This is a genomic window from Micromonospora sp. NBC_00362, from assembly GCF_026342155.1.
Classification (GTDB): Bacteria; Actinomycetota; Actinomycetes; order Mycobacteriales; family Micromonosporaceae; genus Micromonospora; species Micromonospora hortensis.
In genome coordinates, this window is record NZ_JAPENH010000001.1 from 1,738,330 (window position 1) to 1,758,504 (window position 20,175).

At 70.6% G+C, this 20,175-nt stretch carries 15 protein-coding genes; 7 read left to right on the forward strand and 8 right to left on the reverse strand.

All coding sequences use genetic code 11. The features are described from left to right. Positions 1-76 precede the first annotated feature (76 nt). Together OG992_RS08010 and OG992_RS08015 are read left to right on the forward strand one after the other, a co-directional pair. A complete protein-coding gene (locus OG992_RS08010; protein ID WP_238684975.1) occupies positions 77-1,537 on the forward strand; it encodes an SDR family oxidoreductase in 1,461 nt (486 codons plus the stop codon). Positions 1,538-1,585: 48 nt separating this feature from the next. Then, positions 1,586-2,062 carry a heme-degrading domain-containing protein gene (locus tag OG992_RS08015; RefSeq protein ID WP_112584538.1) on the forward strand — a complete coding sequence of 159 codons (477 nt, stop codon included), beginning with the start codon at positions 1,586-1,588 and terminating at the stop codon, positions 2,060-2,062. A 46-nt stretch (positions 2,063-2,108) separates the two neighbouring features. Here the strand turns inward: OG992_RS08015 and OG992_RS08020 are convergent, their stop codons facing one another. Further along, positions 2,109-3,485: an NAD(P)/FAD-dependent oxidoreductase gene (locus OG992_RS08020; RefSeq protein WP_266302851.1), complete on the reverse strand. Its 1,377-nt coding sequence runs from the start codon at positions 3,483-3,485 to the stop codon at positions 2,109-2,111. A 236-nt stretch (positions 3,486-3,721) separates the two neighbouring features. Here OG992_RS08020 and OG992_RS08025 point away from each other — a divergent pair, with 236 nt between their 5' ends. Together OG992_RS08025 and OG992_RS08030 are read left to right on the forward strand one after the other, a co-directional pair. Then, positions 3,722-5,098 (forward strand): serine hydrolase, encoded by a 1,377-nt coding sequence (locus tag OG992_RS08025; RefSeq protein WP_266302852.1) that lies wholly within the window; start codon positions 3,722-3,724, stop codon positions 5,096-5,098. 86 nt (positions 5,099-5,184) lie between these two features. After that, positions 5,185-6,513 carry an alpha/beta hydrolase gene (locus tag OG992_RS08030; RefSeq protein WP_266302853.1) on the forward strand — a complete coding sequence of 443 codons (1,329 nt, stop codon included), beginning with the start codon at positions 5,185-5,187 and terminating at the stop codon, positions 6,511-6,513. 54 nt (positions 6,514-6,567) lie between these two features. Here OG992_RS08030 and OG992_RS08035 read toward each other — a convergent pair whose 3' ends face one another. Beyond that, positions 6,568-7,788, reverse strand: a complete 1,221-nt coding sequence (locus tag OG992_RS08035; RefSeq protein WP_266302854.1) for an MFS transporter — start codon at positions 7,786-7,788, stop codon at positions 6,568-6,570. A gap of 41 nt (positions 7,789-7,829) precedes the next feature. On the opposite strand from OG992_RS08035, the gene OG992_RS08040 reads away from it, so the two are divergent. After that, the gene (locus OG992_RS08040) at positions 7,830-8,939 is read left to right on the forward strand and encodes an ROK family transcriptional regulator (RefSeq protein ID WP_266302855.1); all 1,110 of its coding nucleotides are present in this window, start codon (positions 7,830-7,832) and stop codon (positions 8,937-8,939) included. Positions 8,940-9,025: 86 nt separating this feature from the next. Here the strand turns inward: OG992_RS08040 and OG992_RS08045 are convergent, their stop codons facing one another. The 3 genes from OG992_RS08045 to OG992_RS08055 all read right to left on the reverse strand — a co-directional run bounded on the left by OG992_RS08045 (position 9,026) and on the right by OG992_RS08055 (position 11,275). Further along, positions 9,026-9,409 (reverse strand): MerR family transcriptional regulator, encoded by a 384-nt coding sequence (locus OG992_RS08045; RefSeq protein WP_266302856.1) that lies wholly within the window; start codon positions 9,407-9,409, stop codon positions 9,026-9,028. Positions 9,410-9,514: 105 nt separating this feature from the next. Continuing rightward, positions 9,515-9,967 carry a hypothetical protein gene (locus OG992_RS08050; RefSeq protein WP_266302857.1) on the reverse strand — a complete coding sequence of 151 codons (453 nt, stop codon included), beginning with the start codon at positions 9,965-9,967 and terminating at the stop codon, positions 9,515-9,517. A gap of 57 nt (positions 9,968-10,024) precedes the next feature. After that, positions 10,025-11,275 (reverse strand): Ig-like domain-containing protein, encoded by a 1,251-nt coding sequence (locus tag OG992_RS08055; RefSeq protein ID WP_266302858.1) that lies wholly within the window; start codon positions 11,273-11,275, stop codon positions 10,025-10,027. Between the two features lie 214 nt (positions 11,276-11,489). Between OG992_RS08055 and OG992_RS08060 the strand changes: the two genes are divergently transcribed. Both OG992_RS08060 and OG992_RS08065 read left to right on the forward strand, forming a co-directional pair. Beyond that, on the forward strand, positions 11,490-12,026 hold the full coding sequence (locus OG992_RS08060) for a hypothetical protein (RefSeq protein WP_266302859.1): 537 nt from the start codon (positions 11,490-11,492) through the stop codon (positions 12,024-12,026). A 231-nt stretch (positions 12,027-12,257) separates the two neighbouring features. Further along, a complete protein-coding gene (locus OG992_RS08065; RefSeq protein WP_266302860.1) occupies positions 12,258-13,394 on the forward strand; it encodes a DUF1996 domain-containing protein in 1,137 nt (378 codons plus the stop codon). A gap of 271 nt (positions 13,395-13,665) precedes the next feature. On the opposite strand, the gene OG992_RS08070 is transcribed toward OG992_RS08065, so the two are convergent. From OG992_RS08070 to OG992_RS08080, 3 genes are read right to left on the reverse strand one after another with little or no spacing between them, the layout of a single operon-like run. Further along, on the reverse strand, positions 13,666-14,643 hold the full coding sequence (locus OG992_RS08070) for a hypothetical protein (protein WP_266302861.1): 978 nt from the start codon (positions 14,641-14,643) through the stop codon (positions 13,666-13,668). A gap of 32 nt (positions 14,644-14,675) precedes the next feature. Next, a complete protein-coding gene (locus OG992_RS08075) occupies positions 14,676-16,205 on the reverse strand; it encodes a plastocyanin/azurin family copper-binding protein (protein ID WP_266302862.1) in 1,530 nt (509 codons plus the stop codon). An 8-nt stretch (positions 16,206-16,213) separates the two neighbouring features. Continuing rightward, a complete protein-coding gene (locus OG992_RS08080) occupies positions 16,214-20,152 on the reverse strand; it encodes a ThuA domain-containing protein (protein ID WP_266302863.1) in 3,939 nt (1,312 codons plus the stop codon). Positions 20,153-20,175 lie beyond the last annotated feature (23 nt).

The following is a 20,175-nucleotide window of genomic DNA, read 5'->3' on the forward strand; positions in this document are numbered from 1 at the left end:
GGCGCGTACCGTTTCGGGTCGGACTTGGGGCGGGTCGGCTGGAGCCGGCACGGGATACGGGACGAGACAACGACGCATGACGGTGGACAACATTACCGAAAACGGTCAAGAGGGTATTGACCGAAGCCGGCTGGAGGCCTGCCTCAGCGTCTTCGAGGCGTTGGAGGCGCTGCCCTCCGACCATCCCGACGTGGTGCAGGTGCAGCGGGCCACCGCCCGGCTCTACAAGGTGATCAAGCAGCGGCGGCGGGAGGAGCGGCGCGACGCCATCCTCGCCGCCGACCGGGCGGTGACGGAGGCCACCGCCACCGGCGCTCCGGGGCGGATCGACGACGAGACGCAGGGCATTCCGCTCGCGTCCTCCGTCCCGGGCGAGACGGCCGGCTTCCTGCACAATCCGCGCGGCTGCTACGTCTGCAAGCAGCGCTACCGCGAGGTGGACGCCTTCTACCACCAGCTCTGCCCCTCCTGCGCCGCGCTGAACCGGGAGCGCCGCGACGCCCGCACCGACCTCACGGGCCGGCGTGCGCTGCTCACCGGCGGCCGGGCCAAGATCGGCATGTACATCGCGCTGCGGCTGCTGCGCGACGGCGCGCACACGACGGTGACGACCCGGTTCCCGCACGACGCGGTACGCCGTTTCGCCGCGATGCCCGACAGCGCGGACTGGCTGCACCGACTGCGGATCGTCGGGATCGACCTGCGCGACCCCGCCCAGGTGATCGCCCTCGCCGACGACGTCAGCAGTCAGGGCCCCCTCGACATCCTGATCAACAACGCGGCGCAGACCGTCCGCCGGTCCCCCGGGGCGTACGCGCAGCTCATCGCCGCCGAGGCCGCGGCCCTGCCGGACGGCCCGCTGCCGGAGCTGATCACGTTCGCCAAGTCGGACGGGCAGAGCGGCCCGGTGGGCAGCCTGACCGCCGGGCCACAGTCGACGGCGCTCACCCCGCACGCGCTCACCGCGCTGGCACTGACCAGCGGCTCGGCCTCGCCGGAACGGATCGCGGCGTCCACTGCCATCGACGCCGGGGGTCTCGTGCCCGACCTCGACTCGGTGAACAGTTGGGTCCAACGGGTCCAGGAGGTGGACCCGGTCGAGCTGCTCGAAGTGCAGCTGTGCAACGTCACCGCACCGTTCGTGCTGGTCAGCCGGTTGCGTCCGGTGATGGCCGCCGCGTCGGCCCGCCGCAAGTACGTGGTGAACGTGTCGGCGATGGAGGGCCAGTTCGGCCGCGGGTACAAGGGGCCGGGGCACCCGCACACCAACATGGCCAAGGCGGCGCTGAACATGCTGACCCGCACCAGCGCCGAGGAGATGTTGACCGACGGCATCCTGATGACCAGCGTCGACACCGGCTGGATCACCGACGAGCGCCCCCACCCGACGAAGATGCGGCTGGCCGACGAGGGCTTCCACGCCCCACTGGACCTGGTCGACGGCGCGGCCCGGGTGTACGACCCGATCGTCCGTGGCGAACAGGGCGAGGACCTGTACGGCTGTTTCCTGAAGGACTACGCGCCCTGCGCCTGGTGATCGCCCCGCAGGACGAGGATGATCGCCCGCACCAATAAGGAGAAGAACATGTCAGCTGACCGTGAATCGTGGCCGACGCTGGACGAGCTGCTGCGCGAGGAGAACGAGCTGGAGCTCGCGGGCCTGTCCGAGACCGACGCGTACGAGCTGGGGATGCTCGCCGTCACCGCCGCGACCGAGCAGCGACTGCCGGTCTCGGTGGGCGTGTGGCGGGCCGGGCGGCAGCTGTTCCACTGTGGCCTGCCGGGGTCGACGGCGGACAACGACGCGTGGCTGCGCCGCAAGGGTCGGGTGGTGATGCGGTTCGAGCACTCCTCGCTCTACATGGCGCGGCTGTGCCAGGACAAGCAGGTGACGCTGGCCGAGCGGTTCGGCCTGCCGGCCTCGCGGTACGCGGCGGCCGGGGGCGCGGTGCCGTTGCGCGTACGCGGCACCGGCGTGGTGGGCTGGGTCGGTGTCTCCGGGCTGCCGCAGCTGGACGACCACCGTTTCGTGGTCGACATCCTCCGCAAGCTCCCCCGCTAGAGCGCGTTCCCGGCGGCCTCGCAGGCGAGGCCGCCGGGTCACGCGCTCAGCGTGTGCGCCGGTTGGCGCGCAGGGCGCCCAGGAGCACGCCGGGGCGGGCCAGCGAGTGCGGGTGTTCGCGCATGGAGACCACGTCGTTGAACCGCCGCGCGGTCGCCACGTCCGTGACGGTCGCGGCGATGACCTGGCCGCTGGCCCAGCGGGAGAACCGGTAGCCGCGCGGGTAGGGCCCGTCGACGTGGGGCAACGCCAGGTCCGCCGAGGTGGAGAGCGACCAGGCGGCGTCGACCACTACCTTCTGGAGCGCGAGGTAGTGGCGCGCGGGCGCCCGCAGGTCCGGGCCGGACCGAAGGTACGTCGACAGGCAGGCCGCGTGCAGGGCCGACGCGGTCATGCCCTGCCCGTACACCGGGTTGAACGACGCGACGGCGTCACCGACGCTGATCAGGCCGGCCGGGAACCGCTTGAGCGCGTGGAAGTCCCGTCGTCGACTGTCGGCGTGGTGGTAGGTCTGGACGTCGCCGATCATCTCCTGGTCGGCGACCTCGCCGAACTCCGGTGGGAACTGCTCGCGCAGGCGGCGGACGAAGTCGTCAGCGGTACGCCCCGGACGGTCGTTGCCGTAACCGGCCATCATGGCCATCCACCGGTCGTCCTCGATGGCGAAGAACGCGGCCCCTGCCACGTCCATCGCCGTCCTCGGCGTGTTCAGGGCCAGCACGACAGTCGAGGGCGGGGTGACCTCCGGGCGGCGGAACAGGGCTGTCGCGTAGTTGAGGTGCACTGTCATCCGCCGGGTGACCGGCCGGTCCCAGTCGGCCTGCTCCAGCCAGTCCGAGAGTCGGCTGGACCGCCCCATGGCGTCCACCACGAGGTCAGCGCGTTCGACACCGGGCACCCCACCGACCTCACAACGGACGCCGGTGACCGTGGTGCCGTCGAACACGAGGCCGGTGGCGCGGGCGGTGATCGTCTTGACGTTGGGCAGTCGGAGCACCTGCTGGCGGATCAGCCCTTCCAGCAGCGGCCGACTGCCGGCCAGACTGTCGGCGTCGTCGGGGACGACGACCTTCAGACGCCCGTCGAGGTAGTTGCGCCGGGCCGCGGGCGGCGCCTCGACCGCTCCGCGCGCCAGTGCCTCGTCGCGGAATCCGGGAAACAGCCGCTCCAGCTGGAAGAGGCCGCCGGGCAGCAGCGCGTGCAGCTGCGTCCCCTGGGGTACGCCGGGCCGCGCGCCGGTCACCTGCGGGTCGTCCCGGTCGATGATGACGACGGTGTCGGCGTGGTCGGACAGCACCCGGGCGGCCAGGAGACCGGCGACGCTGCCGCCGACCACGACGGCCGTGCCCATCGTCGGGGACGGCTGGTCAGGGGGTCGATCCGCATTCAGCTCTGCGAAGACCCGGGACGGGGAGAGGGACATCGTGCTCTCCAAGGGGGTAACGGGGTGTGTGCCCTCCCCGGTCACTGTCCGCGACCGTGCGCGGACAGACCGGTGGACGGTCATTCGACGTTTTGCCCGCCGATCGTCGCACAACCACCTGAACGGCAACCGGCTGTGTCCGCCAGATGACGACCTGTTGACCGATGGGCCGGACGGGTCCGACGTTCGGACGGGTCAGGTGGCGCGTCTCCTGGCCGGCTGTCACGATCTCCGGCATGCCCGTCGCACGTCGAACTCTGCTCGGGATCGGCCTGGCCGCCGCGACCTCCGCCCTCACCGGTTGCGGTGCCACCGGCGCGCCGAACCCCGGTTCGGCCGGCTCTGGCGACGCGGCGACCGGGAAGGGCGCCACCGGCAGCCGGGTCGGATTTGGTCCGGCGGGAGACGCCGGGCCGCCGCTCAGGGCACCGGACGCACCGGTCGGCGGCAACCCACCGGTCCGTCAGGCCCCCTACGGGCAGGACGTGACCGCCCTGCTCCGGCGACACCTGCCCGCGACCCCGCAGACCGTGCAACACAAGGGTTTTCCCGGTGCGGTCGCTCTCGTCCTGGTGGGCGGGAAGGTGACCGTGCACACTGCTGTCGGTGAGGCGTTGCGGTATTCGGCGGGCCCGAAGCTGCTCGCGGCGAACCAGCGCGTCGCGATGCGCCCGGACTCCATCTTCGACCTCGCCTCGGTCACCAAGGTGTACACGGCCATCCTGCTGTTGCAGCAGGTCGACAAGGGACGTGTCGACCTCGGCGCTCCGGTGCGCGACTACCTGCCCGCCTTCACCGGCGCGGGCAAGGAGCGGATCACCGTCGAGATGCTGCTCACCCACACCAGCGGCCTTCCCGTCGGCGCCACTGTCACCGGCCTTCGCGACAACGCGGCCCGCTGGAACGCCGTGCTCGGTACGCCGCTGGTCTCCGGCGCCGTGCCGGGGAAGACGTTCCGCTATTCCAGCGTCGGGCTCATGGTCGCGGGCAAGATCGTCGAGAAGGTCACCGGCCAGCGGCTCGACCAGGCGCTCAAGACCCACCTGACCGACCCGCTCGGCCTGCGCGACACCGGCTTCAACCCGAACAGCTGGCTGTCGGCCGCCGCGAAGGCCAGCCGGCTGGTCGCCACCGACGCCCGCTCGTCCCGGGGGCTGCTCCGTGGCGTCGTCCACGACGACGTCGCCAATCACCTCGGTGGCGTCGCCGGTCACGCCGGCATCTTCGCCTCCGCGACCGATCTCGCGGCCATCGGCCAGCTGCTCCTCGACGAGGGCATCCACCGGGGTGAGCGGATCCTCGCCGCGGCGACGGTGCGCCGGATGCTCACCAACCACAACGCCGGCAAACCCGCCATCGACCCCGAGCGCCCCAACCGGACCTCGGCGCACGGCCTCGGCGTCGTGCTCAACCAGAGCTGGTTCATGGGGAAGCTCACCTCGGCCCGGGCCTTCGGCCACACCGGATTCGCCGGCCCCTCGCTGGTGGTCGCGCCCGACCGCAGACTCGTCCTGGCGCTGCTCACCAACCGCGCGCACCCCAACTGGAGCTGGTCGAACCCCGACCCGGTCCGCGCCGCCGTCGGCGACCTGCTCGCCACGAAGGTCAACTGACCGGAAGGTGTGGACCATCGCGTCCCACCCTGACACGATACTTGCGCTAGTAGTGCAAATACTTCGTCCGTCCAGGTGGAGGATCGATGCACACATCTCGCCGGAGCCTGCTCTCCGTGCTGGCCGGGGTCGCCCTCGTGGCCAGCCTGTCCGCCGTCGCCGTTCCCCGCGCCGCCGAAGCCGCCGCCACACCGACGCACCGTCCAGTGATCTTCGTACACGGCAGCGCGGGATCGGCGGCGCAGTTCGAGACCCAGGCCAAACGGCTGGCCAGCAACGGGTACCCGATCGACATCATCGAAGCCCACGAGTACGACTCCCCGAGCATCGCGACGATCCTGCCCCAGGTGTACGCGGGACTCGACGCACGGATCTCCCGCCTGCTGGCGGCCACCGGCGCGGACCGGGTCGACCTCGTCGCGCACTCGCTGGGCACCTTCGTCTCCCAGGGCTATCTCACCAGCTCGCCGGTGCGTGCCGCCCGGGTCGCGCACTACGTCAACCTGGACGGGCGCACCGCCACTTCCCCGCCGGGTGGTGTGCCCACGCTCGCCATCTGGGGCGAGGGTGACCCGGCCCGCACCGTCGTCGGCGCGACAAACGTGCACCTGCCGAACCAGTCGCACACCCAGACCGTGTCGTCGGCGGAGTCGTTCACCGAGATGTTCGGCTTCCTCCGGGGCCACGCGCCGCACACGACGCGGATCGTGCCGCAACTCTTCGGCACCGCCCGGGTCTCCGGCCGCGCCGTGCTCTTCCCGAGCAACGTCGGTGTCACCGGTGCCACCCTCGAGGTCTACCCGGTCAGCCCGCTGACCGGCGGCCGACTGTCACACCGGCCCGCACACCGGCTGCCGCTCGGCGGCGACGGCTCGTTCGGCCCCCTCCCGGTGCTCGCGACGGCCCGCTACGAGTTCGCCATCGTGCGCCCGGGCGCCGCGACGCACCACTTCTACTTCCAGCCGTTCCTCCGCTCGGACTCGTTCCTGCGCTTGGCGACCAGCGAGCCGGGCGAGGGCCTCAGCGGCCTGGTCGAGACCAGCGACCGGCACACGGCGCTCACCATCCAACGGCAGAAGGAGTGGTGGGGCGACCAGGGCGACGCCGGCGACCAACTCTGGATCAACGGCAGGGATGTCCTGAACGCGGCGAACGCACCCCGCGTCAAGCGGACGATCGGCATCTTCGCCTTCGACGACGGCAGCGACGGCGTCACCGACCTGACGGCCCCGCTGCCGGAGTTCTTCAGCCAGACCTTCATCACCGGCATGGACGTCTTCATCCCGGCGACGCCGGCACACCTCGGCCTGGTACGGATCACCGTGGGCCAACGCGGCGGCGGCCACGAGGTGATCAACGTGCCCAACTGGAGATCGAGCACCGATCGGGTGACGGTCAGCGTGGACGACTTCTGACCGCGTCTCGCGGACGGCCCGGCCGCCTCAGGTGGCCGGGACCGCTCGCACTCGTCAGACGGTGGCCGGAACCCGCTCGCGCACTCGTCGCCCGACGGCGAAACTGACCAGCCCCAGGATCAACCCGATGACCGCCAGAACGACGCCCACCCGAGCCGGCGCGAGGTAGCCGAATCCGGCGGCGATGGCGACGCTGCCCAGCGCGGCGCCCAGGCTGTTCGCGATGTTCATTGCCGACTGGTTGACCGCCGCGCCCATCAGTTGCGCTCCCGGGGCGACGGTGATCAGGCGTGCCTGCAGGACCGGACCGAGATACAGGCTGGTCGCACCGACCAGGAACGCGCCCACGAACAGGCCGACGCGGGTCGACGCCACGAGGCTGAACACGGCGATGCTCACGATCATCGCCACGAAGCCGATGACCATGCTCCGCTGCAGGTCGCGGTCCGCCAGCCAGCCGCCCAGGGCGTTGCCGACGGTCATCCCGAGACCCACGGCGACCAACGTCCACGGCACCGTCGCGGCGGAGAGGCCGGTGACGTCGGTGGTGACCGGTGCGATGTAGGTGTTCACCGCGAAGAAACCGGCAAAACCGACAGCGCCCGTCGCGGCGACCCACCAGACCTGCGAGGTCCGCAGCGCCCGCAACTCCGCGGCCGGCGAGCCGTCGACCGCCGCGGCGACCTCCGGGACGACCGCCAGCACCGCCAGCAGGGTGAGCACGAAGAAGCCGGCGATGACCAGGTACGCGACCCGCCAGTCGACCGCCTGGCCGAGCCGTGTGATGAGGGGTACGCCGACCAGGTTGCTCACTGTCAGACCGCCGAGCACCGTGGCGAAACCACGGGCCTCGTTACCGGGGCCCATCAGGGTCGCCGCGAGCAGACCGGCCGCACCGAAGTACGCGCCGTGCGGCAGCGCCGCCACGAACCGGGCCACCAGCACCAGGTCGAAGGTGGGGGCGAGCGCCGACGCGACGGTGCCGACGGCGAACAGCACGAGCAGCCCGAGGACGAGCTTCTTGCGGGGCAGGCGTGCGCTCAACGCGGCGATCAGCGGCGCGCCGACGACCACACCGAGCGCGTACGCGGTGATCATCCAGCCCGCTCGGGCGACGGCGTCCGACGACGACTGCGCGTACTCGTGCGGAAGCAGACCACGGGCGATGTCGGGCAGCAGCCCCATCGCCACGAACTCGGTGAGGCCGACCGCGACGCCGCCCAGTGCCAGGGCGGCCAGCGCCGCCAACCGTCGACGTCTACTCAACTCGATCACCGAAAAAATTTAGCAACAGCGTTGCGTAATAGGGTGGTGAGATGACTCGCGTCACTGCCGACGTCACCTTCCTACGCGGCTACAACCAGGCACTGGTCATGGCGGTGGGGCGCACGAATCGCACGTTCGAGCGCGCGACGGTGGTCGAGGCCACCGGCCTGACGCCACAAGCGGTCTCCAAGGTCATCGCCCGGCTGACCGCCGACGGCCTGATCCGCCCCGCCGGCGTGCGACGTCCAGGCATCGGCAAGCCCGCTGTCGTCTACGAACTCGTCCCGGACAGCCGGTACGCGATCGGCGCCCACGTGGCCCGACGCACGCTGCGGCTCGTCCTGGTCGACCTGGCCGGCGCCGTGCACCACTCGGCGGTCAGCCCACTGCCCCGCGACTTCACCCCGGAGCAGCTCCTCGACGCCCTGAGCGCCGGCATCGACACGATGGCCGGCATCGGCGACCTGCGGAGCCGGCTCACCGGGCTGGGCATCGGCATGATCGGCCCGCTCGACCACGCCAACGGCCTGGTCCGCGACGCCCACGGTCTGCGGCACTGGCACGACGTACCGCTGCGCGAGATCGCCGAGAAGCACCTCGGCCTCCCCGTCCACCTGGACAAGGACGTCACGGCGGGGATCACGGCGGAGGCCTGGCGGCACGGCGCGACGTTCGGCGACGCGGCCCTCATCATGGTCGAGTCCGGCATCGGTGGAGGCTTCTGGCTGGGCGGTGCGGCCCACCGGGGGGCGCACACCAACGCGGGCGAGTTCGGCCACACGGTCGTCGACCTGACCGGGCCCCGCTGCGTCTGTGGCCGGCACGGGTGCCTGGAGATCGTGCACCACCGGGCCACCGAGGCCGGAGACACCGCACACGCCGCCCGCGTGCTGGCCGTCGGCGTCGTCAACCTGCTTCAGACCCTCGACCTCGCCCACGTGGTGCTGGCGGGCGCGGACCTCCTCCGGCACCCGCAGACCTATCTCGCGGCGGTCACCGAGGCCGTCGGGGCGGACGCCCGGCGCGCGGACTGGCTCAGCACCACTGTGGCCCTGTCCAGTCTCGGCGCGGACGTGATCGCCGCGGGCGCCGCCATGCAGGTTCTCGACCAGCACTACGGCATCCCGGAGTTGGCCCATCCCCTGATCGTTGGCAGTTGAGCAGCTCGACACGCCGAACGGCGCCCTGCTGAGCTGCCACCGATCGCCGCGAGCTCAGATGCCTGCGACGGGGGTTCGCCGCGTCGCTACGCCACCGCGGCGTCGGTGTCCGTTCGGGTGCAACCGTTGGTCGGGCTCTCGCTGAGCGCGATGACCTCGTCGAGCCGCTTGCGCGCCTGCCGGAGCTGGGTGATCTGCCGGTCGATGCGGTCGCGTTCGGCACGGAGCATGGCCCGCGACTGCGGTGTGTTGACCTTCGCGTCGACGCAGGGCAGCAGGTCCAGGATGGTTCGGCTGGACAGGCCGGCGGCGTACAGCATCTGGATCAGATACACCCGGTCGACAGCGTCGTCGAGGTAGTGGCGCTGACCGCCGCTGCTCCGTGTGGCAGCCAGCAGGCCCTGCTCCTCGTAGTAGCGCAGGGCGCGTACCGACACCCCGGTCTTCGTGGCGAGTTCCCCGATCCGCATCGACCCCTCCCCCCAGCCGGTGACGCCAGCCACACAGCTTTCCCTCACGCGAACGTCAGGTTTTACCGTAGCTCGCGTACCGACTTCCCTGCACGGCACGGTGACTCACTGGCAGACGCGCCAGTCGCCGTCCTCCTTGACCAGCGCCACCCCCTGCGTGAACCTCGCACCGGTGGCCGCCTGGACCGCCTCGACCTGGACGGTCCCGGTGACCCGCCCGTTGTAGTTGTTGACGTTCACACCGGTGATCTCGTAACTGCTGATCGTCAACTGCGCGCTCTGGATCCGGGCGAAGTCCTCCTGCGTCATGGTGTCGCGCACCCGGTCGCACAGCCGCCCGTACGCGCTCGCGTAGTTGCCGGCCCGCACGTCGTCGAGGTAGGCCGTCGCGGCCACCCGGACCGGTTCGACGGACTCCTTGACCGAGCGGTAGAGCCAGAGGCCGACGCAGGTGCCAACCACGCAGCACAACGCCAGGAGGGCGCCGACGACGAGCAGGACCGTACGAAGCGTCCGGTTGGGCCTCGGGGCGGGAACCATCATCGGCTCGTACGTCATGACCCGGAGGGTAGGGCCGCCGGGCCAGCGGCGAGAGCCCGCCGGGCGCCCGGTGGTTCAGCCTCCGGAGGCGGACGGCCCCGGCGTCGGCACGCCACCGGCGACCGCGCGGGCGGGCGGCGCCGACGCCGGGGCCGGTCGCAGATCCGCGGGTACGGGCAGCGCGCTGCCCTTGACGAACTGGCCCCAACTGGTGTTCCAGGCCGTCCAGCCGTTGCCCGACTGGAGCCGGACCTCGGTGCCGGTGAAGGTGACCAGGTCACCGACCCGGGTGACGCCCATCAACCAGTCGGCGTTGGCCGCCGAGATGTTCGTGCAGCCGTGTGAGACGTTGCGGTGTCCCTGATCCGACACGGACCAGGGTGCCCCGTGGATGAACTCGCCGCCCCAGGTGAGCCGTTGCGCGTCCTCGACGTTCACCACGTAGCCGCCGTTCGGCTCGCCGCGCGTGTCGAACGTGGTGTACTGGTGCTTCTCCATGATCACCATCTTGCCGGTGGACGTGGGGGTACTGCGCTTGCCCAGGCTGACCGGGATCCTGCGGATCAGCTTGCCGTCGCGCAGCACGCGCATCTGCTTGGTGGCGTTGTCGACTTCGAGCGCCACCTGCCGTCCGATCCGGGACGTCGCGGTGCGGTCGGCGTCACCGACGTGGTTCTTGCCGATCGGCAGCCCCGCCAGGCCAGCCCGGACACTGATGGTCGTGCCGGGCCGCCAGAAGTCGGGAGCCCGGTAGTAGACCTGGCTGCCGTCGTCCACCCAGGACCAGGCACCCGGCTGCGGTGGGTTCGTGGTGACGAACAGCCGACGCTGCACGTCGGCCCGGGCCGCCCTGGCGATGGGCGGATCGAAACCGATGGTCACCGGCATCGCGGTGCCGTACGTCTGCTTGTCGGCGAAGTACAGGGTGCTGCTCACCTGCGGCTTCGTCGACGCCGCCGCGGTGGTGAAGGTGGTGGTGCGGGTGGTGGTCCGCCCGGAGTCGCCGGTGGCGGTCACCGCCGCGGTGTAGGTCTGCTGCGGGCGCAACGGAGCGCTCGGCACCCAGGCCGAGCCGTCCTCGCGTGGCTCCGCCCGGACCAGCGCGCCGGTGTCGTCGACGATGCGCACGGCGGTGATCTTCCCGCCCGTGACGAGCGGAGCCACCTCGGCGCTGAGCGGCACGTCCCGGGAGAGATCGGCGGGCGTGAGGGTCAGTTCGGGCGAGGGCACCACCTGCTCGGCGGGACGCACGGCGGCCTTTCGCTCGGTGGTGCACCCACCGAGGACCAGCGGTGTCGCCGCGACGGTCACCGCAACGAGCGCCATACGCCTTCGTAAACCCATCGAACGTCCCCCGGCTTCCGCGTGCTCCGTGGCGGCAATTCTCTCCGCGCCGACGGTGCCCTGTGCTGTTTCCGGAAATCACGCAACGAAGGTGGGAACGTTCGGCACGGCACGCGGTCCGGGTCCGTCCGTTGCGCTTCCCTTTCGTGATCCTCGGGGCATCGAAGCGTGATGCAGCCGTGGAATGCTGGCCGACATGCGCAGAAGACGACGTCAGTGGATTCTGCTCCCGCTGCCCCTCCTCCTCCTGACCGCCTGCACCCCACCGGATGAGCCGATCGCCGCTCTCGCCGTCCAGGATGGCCAGCCCGTCGGCGTACTGGTCACCTGCGAGGACAGGTACGCGCGCCTCGCGGTATTCGAGAACAACCATCAGGGTGAACCGGGCAAACGAACCCTGATCAGGTGGAGCATCGACGGCCCGCCCGCGAGCGAGATCGTGGAAGTCGCCCTGTTGGGTCAGCCGCCGGAGGGCTGGGAGGTCGCCGGCGTTGTCGGTACCCCAGCGGCCGAGGCGGGCATCGATCCGGACGTCGAGCCGCTCACCGAATTTCTGCCCGGGGTCACCTACACCGTCAGCGGGTCGAGCCGCCGTGACGCCATTCCGGTGGACTTCACCCTCGCGGACCTCCCACGGATCGGCCCGGACCAGGTGCTGGCGCCGCGCGGACAGGACTCGACGACTGTCGTGTCCCGGGAGACCTTCCTGCGCAAGGCACGGGACAAGTGTTGAGCAGGACGGCGGTCGCGGGGACCCGGCAGAGAAGCAGAGTGCCGCCGCAGCCGTCGATTACGGTTTTTAGAGGAAAATCAAAGAATTGAGATTGAGTCGACATCGCGGCGGCTCCGCAGAGCTGACCAGGCAATCGCTGAGCGCTATTTAAGGGAGAATTAATCGTTTCAGTGGGAAACGAGCAGGGGGCCGACTCGTATTCTTCGTGCTCGGAAGAAAGGTGCGCCCCCGTTGATAAATCTCCGATCCACCCCTCGACGCCGCCGTTCAGTCACCGCGCTGCTGCTGGTGAGCGTGGCGCTCGCCGGCGGATGCAAGGAGGCGCCGGGCACGCCCGGCGCGTCCGGCCCGTCCAGCGACACCGGCATCGGCTCGCCCGGCCCGGATGCGCCGACTGCCACCGCCCCTGGCGGCCCGTCGGCCACGTCGAGCGCCCCGGGCACCTCGGCAACCCCGTCCGCGCCGGGCAAGCCGGGAACGCCGGCGACCAGCGCCGCCCCGCCCACCGCGTCCGGCGGCTGGATCACCATCGACGCCGCCGCTCAGGCCGCCGCGACGAAGGCGTTCTTCGCGCGTAAGCCCAAGCCGGTGACCGGCAACCCCGTCAAGGTGCCCGAATTCAACGTCGGCTGTACGACCAGCCACCACAACAGCGACGACCCGATCGTGCTGCCGAAACTGGTGGGCGGCTCGCACAACCACACGTTCTGGGGCAACAGGTCGACCGATGCCAACTCGACAGCGGAATCGCTGCGGGCGTCCAAGGCGACCACCTGCAACTCACCGGACGACCAGTCCGCCTACTGGGTGCCGACGATGTACCAGAACGGCAAGGTCGTGGACCCGAAGGAGGTGACCGTCTACTACGGTTCCCGCTTGAAGGACCCGGGCAAGACCCAGCCGTTCCCGTTCGGCCTGCGAATGATCACCGGTAACGCCAAGAACCAGGTCGACACCCCGGACAAGCAGGGCAACCACTTCTGGTGCGCCGGCATCGGCGGCGAGATCGGCCGCAGCGCCGACAAGACGTTCCCGGTCTGCGCCAAGACCGCGAACATCGTCCGGCAGATCACCTTCCCGGACTGCTGGGACGGCAAGCACCTCGACAGCCCCGACCACAAGGCGCACATGGCCAACGGGGACCACACCGGGGCGTGCCCCAGGAGCCACCCGGTGCCCGTCCCCTCGGTGTCCTTCGTGATCTCGTACCCGTTGAGCGCGAACACGGACGGCATCACGCTCGCGTCCGGCACGTCGTTCTCCATGCACGCGGACTTCTTCAACGCGTGGAAGGACGAGGCGCTCGCCGCACGGGTGCGCAACTGCCTCGACCAGGGCGTCAAGTGCAACTCGGCCGGTAACTTCTAGTCGACGAGGCCCGACGGTGGCGGCCGGTCACCCCCTGGGGGCGACCGGCCGCTCTCGCGTGTGCCTCGCACTCGTGCTGACTCTGGGGCTGAGGGCGGCGCTTTGGCTAGCCCACCCTCTCCATGTGCTGATGAGCGGTATACCTCAGAGGTATGAATATGCCCCTGAGGTATACCCCTCACTGCCGCATCCGCCCCGACGGAGGTGACCGACGGTCACCGCCGGCCGCCGGCTGCGCGCCCACGCCCCAGCCAGGGTTGGACTCACTCGTCTAGAGCCGGGCGGCGCCCGCCTCGGTGGCCTCCTGCACCGCCGAGGTACGGCGGACCTCGGCCCGCTGGTCGCCGGCGTCCTCCCGATCCGGGCCGGCCACCCGGGCCGACCGGTTGGTGGTCGTGGCCGCCTGGTCGCCGGTCACCCCGCCGCGGATCCGGTTGTTGGCGGCCACCTGGGCGGCCGGGTTGTTGTCGGTCACCGTCAACTGGCCGTTGATGATGTTGTCGTCGACGGTGACGCCGCCGGTGGTGCTGGTGATGCTCACGTCCCCGCCCCAGTAGCCACCGGAGGCACAGCTGTCGAGCGTGCCGTTCGGGCCCACCTGCACGCCGGCCAGGTTGCCGGCGAACGTGGCCTTGCCGCGCACCGCGCTGCCGCACACGACGCTGCCGGTGGCGCTGTTGAGCACCGACAGCGTGCCGTCCACGAACGAGTCGTGCAGGTCGGTGTAGTAGGTGCCGGTGCTGCTGAGGTTGCGCTGCACCTGGGTGCCACCGTCGAGCCGGACCTCACCGGCGCCGACGGTGACGGTCCCGGCGACCGTCGATCCCTCGGCGAACAGGAAGCTGTCGATGGTCGCGCTGCCCTTCGGTCGCACTGTCACGTTGCCGGTCTGGGCGTTGGAGAGGAAGATGCCGTACCCGCCGGCGGCCAGCACCACCTGGCCGTCGACTGTGGTGTCGGTGGCGTCGAGGTAGCCGTCCGGGGACACGCGTACCTCGCCGCTGACCCGGCCACCGGTCACCACCAGGTTGCCGCCGGCCGCGACGGTGACGTTGCCGGTGATCGTGGTGCCGGTGAGCGCGCAGGACTCACCGGCGGGCACGAGCAGGTCGTTGGGCACTGTCACCGCGCCGCCGGTGCCGATGCAGTGGGTGACCAGGTCGGCGTGTGCGGTGGGCGCCACGGCCAGCACCGAGGCCGCGATGACGGCGCTCACGGTGGCGAGCTTGGCGACGGTACGTCCGGGCATCGTGGTTCTCCCTGTCGGTGAGGTTCGAGGACTCATGCGCCGACGTCCGATCGGGCCGCGGCCCGGACGATGGCGCCCTGCTGCCGCCGGTCGAGCGTGCCGCCGGTCACGAGCGCGGCGGTGACCGTTTCGACGTGTCGGACGAATTCGGCGTGGCCGGGGTAGTCGGCGTGTTCGTCGATCAGATCGTTGATGGTGCAGCCGTCGCCGGTGTCCGCGTTGGCCACACCGGTGTCGCCGCCGTCGATGATCACGGTGGCCCGGGTGTCCGAGTCGGGGCAACGGTCGGTGCCGTCGACCACCACTGTGAACGACGTCGACTGCTCGGTGGAGGAGTTCCCCGCCGTGTCGGTCGCCCGGTACCGCACTGTGTGCGCGCCGGGTGCGCGGACGGCGACCGGAGCGGTGTACGCCGTCCAGGCCCCGGCGTCGAGCGCGTACTCGATCTTCGCCACGCCGGACTCGGCGTCGGTGGCCGTGACGGTGACTGTCGCGCCGCCGACGTACCCGCCGTCGTCGTTGCGGTCACCGGCCACAGTGGCGGCGACAGTGGGTGGAGTCGTGTCCTCCGCCTGCGGTTCGACCACTGTGAAGTGGGACATCTGCTCCGCCGACGTGTTCCCGGCGACGTCGGTGGCCCGGTAGTGCAGCATGTGCATCCCGGCCGCGTTCACCACGATCGGGTTCGTGTACGCGGCGAAGGCCGCCCCGTCCAGGGCGTACTCGATGGTGGCGACGCCGGAACCGCTGTCGGTGGCGGTCAACGTGGCGGTGGCCGTACCGATGTAGTTGCCGTCGTCGTCGCGGTCGCCGGCCAGCGCGATCGCGACCACCGGCGCTGTGGTGTCGTCCTCCCCCGGCTCGACGATCCGGAACGCCACCGAGCCGACGGCGCTGGTGTTGCCGGCCTGGTCGGTAGCGCGGAACTGCACCGCGTGGTCGCCGATCGCTGTCACCCGCACCGGCTCGGTGTACGGCAGGAAGCTGGTGTCGTCGACCTGGTACTCGACGGTCTGCACCCCCGAGTCGGCGTCGGTGGCCGTCACTGTCACGGTGGCCGCGCCGAGGTAGTTGCCGTCCTGGTCCTGGTCGCCGGAGACCGCGGCGGTCACTGTCGGCGCGGTGGTGTCGCCACCGCCACCGCCGTCGGTGACCACCAGCTCACCGACCATCGAGCTGTGGCCGGGGATCGAGCAGAAGTACCGGTACCGGCCCGGCGTCAGCGTCACTGTCGCCTGGTGGCGGCCGTCGTTGGCGTCGAACGGGCTGGCCAGGATGTTGAGTGTGACGTCGTGGTTGTAGCCCTCGGTGCTGGTGTCGAAGGTCAGCGTGTGCGGCATCCCGGTGGTGTTGCCGGTGGCCGCGCTGTTCTCCCAGATGATCGTTGTCGCTCCGGCCACCGCCGTGGTGGGCGCGGACTTGTACTGGGTGATGCTGTCGTCGGCGGTCCAGGTCAACACCTGGTCGGCGGCGACGCGCGGGGCGGCGGAGGCGGGCGCCACTGCCAACGGGATCACCGTGAGCAGGAGCGCCGCCAGCGCGGCCGTCAGTCGTCGGGTCATCGTCACTCCTAGAGTTCCCGCGCACGGATGTTGCGGAACTCGGTCAGGTCGTTGTCACCGTGGTTCTGCAGGCCGATGAAGCCGCGCAGGAACTGCCGCAGGTCGGTCGGCGGGTCGCCGGCTCGCGACGACTGCTTGCCGGGCGTGTTGTCGAACTCGTTGATCACCACGCCGTTGCGGATCATCGTGTAGTGCTGCCCGACGGCGCGGATCTCGTAGTCGTTCCACTCGTTCTTCGGCGTCACGCCGGCCTGGGCCAGCGGCACCGGGTCGAAGTTGTAGACCGAGCCGGTCTTCTGCGGCTCACCGGTGTCACCGTCGTAGATCTGGATCTCGTGTCCGCAGTAGATCGCCATCCAGGCCGCCGAGGTCCGCGCCGACCCGACAGTGCCGCAGCTGTCCGGTGGCCGCTGGTCGAGGGGTGTTCGCAGGTCCGGGAACCGGATGAAGACTCCGGTGTTGGCCCGGCCGGTGCCTGGCGCGATGTCCCGGAACTGCAACTTCAGCGAGAAGTCGCCCAGCTCCTTGGTGTGCCAGAGCATGCCCAGGCCGCCGCTGGAGCGCAGTGACCCGTCCGGCTGGATGCCGAACTGTCCCGACGGCGCCTGCTGCCAACCGCGCAGCGACTCGGTGGTGCCGTCGAAGAGCGGCTCGTACCCGGTGTGCCCGTCCCGGCCGATCTGCGACGCGGCGGCCAGGCGGGTGAGGGTGCCGGCTTCGCGGGTGCTGAGCAGGTCGTCGTCCTGCAACGTGCGGGCGACCGCTGTGACGTGCCGGACGAAACCGTTGTGGTCGGCCCAGGTGCTCTCGTCGTCGATGAGGTCGTTGGCCGTGCAGCCCTGCCCGACGGTGCGACTGGGCACCCCGGTGTCGGTGTCGCCGAGCCACACCGTCGACCGGTCGTCGGGCACCGCGCAGCCCACCGTCACAGTGGTCTGCACCGTCGCCGTCTGACCGTCGGCGTACGTGACGGTGAGCTTCGCCGTGTAGGTGCCGACAGTGGCGTAGGTGTGCCGGGGGTCCGCCTCGGTCGACGTGGCGCCGTCGCCGAACTCCCAGCGGTGGCTGACGCCGCCGGAGCGGGAACCGGTGAAGGCGATGGTCAGTGGCTTGTTCTGCACGGCGACCGAGGCCGCCGCCGGTGCCGGGGTGGGCGCCCCGCCGGTGTAGGTGACCCGGATCAGCTTCTGGTTCGCGTGCAGGCTGAAGAAGCCGCCGCCGTAGTCGAGCAGGTAGAGCGCGCCGTCCGGGCCGAACTTCGCGTCCATCCAGCTCTGCAGCCGGTTGTCGCCGTTGCCACCGGGGATGATGGCCCGCAGCGACTCGGCGTACACCGGTGGGGCGGCCTGCGGCACGCCGGCCGGGTCGACGGTGACCGCGACCCGGTTGGCGGCGTTCGACTGGTCGCCGATGAACCACTTGCCGTCCCAGTGCTCCGGCCACGCCACGCCGCTGGTGGTGTCGACGAGGCTACGGTGGTACGTCGGGCCGGACATGATGGCCTGTCCGCCGCCGCGCAGGTACGGCTGCGTGTAGGTGGCGTCGGCCGCCACGTAGGTCGGCAGGCCGCTGCCGTCTGTCCGCTTCGGGAACACCGGGCCGCCACCGTCGGGCGAGTACCAGATCATGTTGTCCCGGGCCGCCGGGATGTCCTCCAGTCCGGTGTTGCGCGGCGAGGTGTTCTTCAGGTTGTCGCAGTCGTACCAGCCGGTCAGCACCGTCGCGTCGGTGTTGCTGCGGTCGCGGTACGGCTGCCGGTTGCCCATGCAGTACGGCCAGCCCTGGTTGCCGGCGGAGGTGATGATGGTGGCCGTCTCGTACTTCGCCGGGCCCAGGGTGGGGCTGGGCGACGAGGCGTCCGGGCCGACCCAGCCGGCGGTCAGCCACTGGTGCACCGGGTCGATCTGGAGGCGGGCGATGTTGCGTACGCCCATCACGTAGATTTCCGGCCGGGTCTTCTCGGTGCCCGGTGGGAACAGGTTGCCCTCCGGGATGGTGTATGTGCCGTCCGGCTCCGGGTGAATCCGGATGATCTTGCCGGCGAGGTCGTTGGTGTTGCCCGACGTGCGGCGGGCGTCCTGGAACGAGATCCCCTCGTACTCCTGGGTCCAGTTGTTGCCGGCGTAGCCCTGCGACCCCTCGGAGGAGTTGTTGTCGCCGGAGCCGACGTAGAGGTTGCCCTTGGCGTCGAACGCCATGCCGCCGCCGGCGTGGCAGCAGCTGTGGATCTGCACCGGGAACTGCAACAGGTCCTTGCGCGTCGCCTGGTCGACGCTCTGCGCCTGCCGGTCGTAGGTGAACCGCGAGACGGTCCGCTGACCGACCCGCTTCACCCGGTCGACCGAGTCGTGTGGCATCCAGTAGACGTAGAGCCAGCCGTTCTCGGCGAACGCGGGGTCGGGCACGATGCCGAGCAGACCCTCCTCGTTCTTGACCAACTCGGAGCCGCTGCCCCGGTTGCCCATCACCTCCAGGGTGGTGAGCAGCTTGACCTGCTTGGTGCGCGGGTCCCAGGAGTGGATGGTGCCGCAGCCCAGGCCGACCTTCGGGTTGTTCCAGTCCGCGATCGGGCCGCTCGGGCAGGCCGCCTTGCCGACGTAGAAGACAGTGCCGTCCGGCGCGATGGTGAGCCCGTGCGGCTCACCGATCTGGTCCAGCTGCCCGGTCTGGTTGGCGGCGGTGAGTCGCTCCACCTTGTAGTTCGCGGCGATGGTGGCCTGGCAGTCGCCGCGTACCCGACCTGTGGTCCAGTTGAGGGCGCCGGCGAGGTGCGTGCGGAACGCCTCCTCGCCGTAGCTGCCCTCGGTGTGGCCCATGCCGGTGTAGAACGACCGGCCGCCGTCGTAGTCCCGGCACCAGGACACCGGGTGGAAGGCGCCGTTGGCGGCCGCCCCCGGGTTGTAGTGCCGCTCCTCGACCTGGGCGAGCGTGTGCACGGTCCCGATCGGATTCGGGTCCCAGTTCTCCCAGCGGTCGGACCGGGTGAGGGTCATCGGCAGCGACGCGGTGGCCGGGTGCTTGCGGTCGAGGATGTTCACCACCGCGCGGTTCACCGCGGGTGGCTCCGGGGCGGTGGTGCTGCCGGTGAACAGGCGCAGGTCGGCGAGTTGGACCAGCGGTTCACCGCTGTTCGCTGTGACGTTGAGCCGGTAGCGCGTGAACTCCTGCGGCGCGGCGATGTCGAACCGCCGGGTCTGGTACCGGTCCGGGAAGGTCTGCCCGGTGCGGCGGTCGAGGTCGGTCCAGCTCTGACCGTCGGTGGAGCCCTGCAGGGTCCAGTCCTTCGGGTCCCGACCTGAGGAGTCGTTGGCCGACGTGAGCGCGTACCCGGTGATCTTCTTCGGTGCGCTCAACTCGTACGCCACCCAGGCGGTCGGCGTGCGGACGAGCCACTTCGTGTTGGCGTCGCCGTCGGTCAGTTTCTCCTTGGTCTCGTTGGGCGGGTTCTCGCCGCTGGCGGTCACCCGGGTCACCGGCTCGGCGACCGGGATGGCGCCGGCCGGGCGGGTGCCGATCAGCCCGGTGAACCAGGTGGAGTCGACCTGGGCGCGGGCGGCGTCGGCGATGCCGACGAAACCGCCGCCGGCCTTGACGTAGTTCTGCAGCGCCGACTCCTGGTCGCGGTTCAGTGCGGCGCCCGTCGCGGAGAGAAAGACCACGCTGCGGTACGCGGACAGGCCGGCCGCGGTGAAGGCGGCCGGGTCCGTGGTGGCCGTGACATCGATGTCATGAAGGGCACCAAGCTGTTTGATGGTGTCCACCGCGCGTGCGACCGGGTCCTGTTGCTCGGCCACGGGGCCGTGGAACACCAGGACCGCGGTCTGCTGCGGCGCCGCCGCCTGCGGGGCGGCCGCCGTTCGTGGTGCGGCCGCAGCCGCCGTCGTCGCCGGGAGCAGTGTCGCCAAGGCCGCTACCGCGGCAAGGGTTCGTCGTAGTTTTCTGGTCATGCCCGTCCCCACTTTCGGTTCGG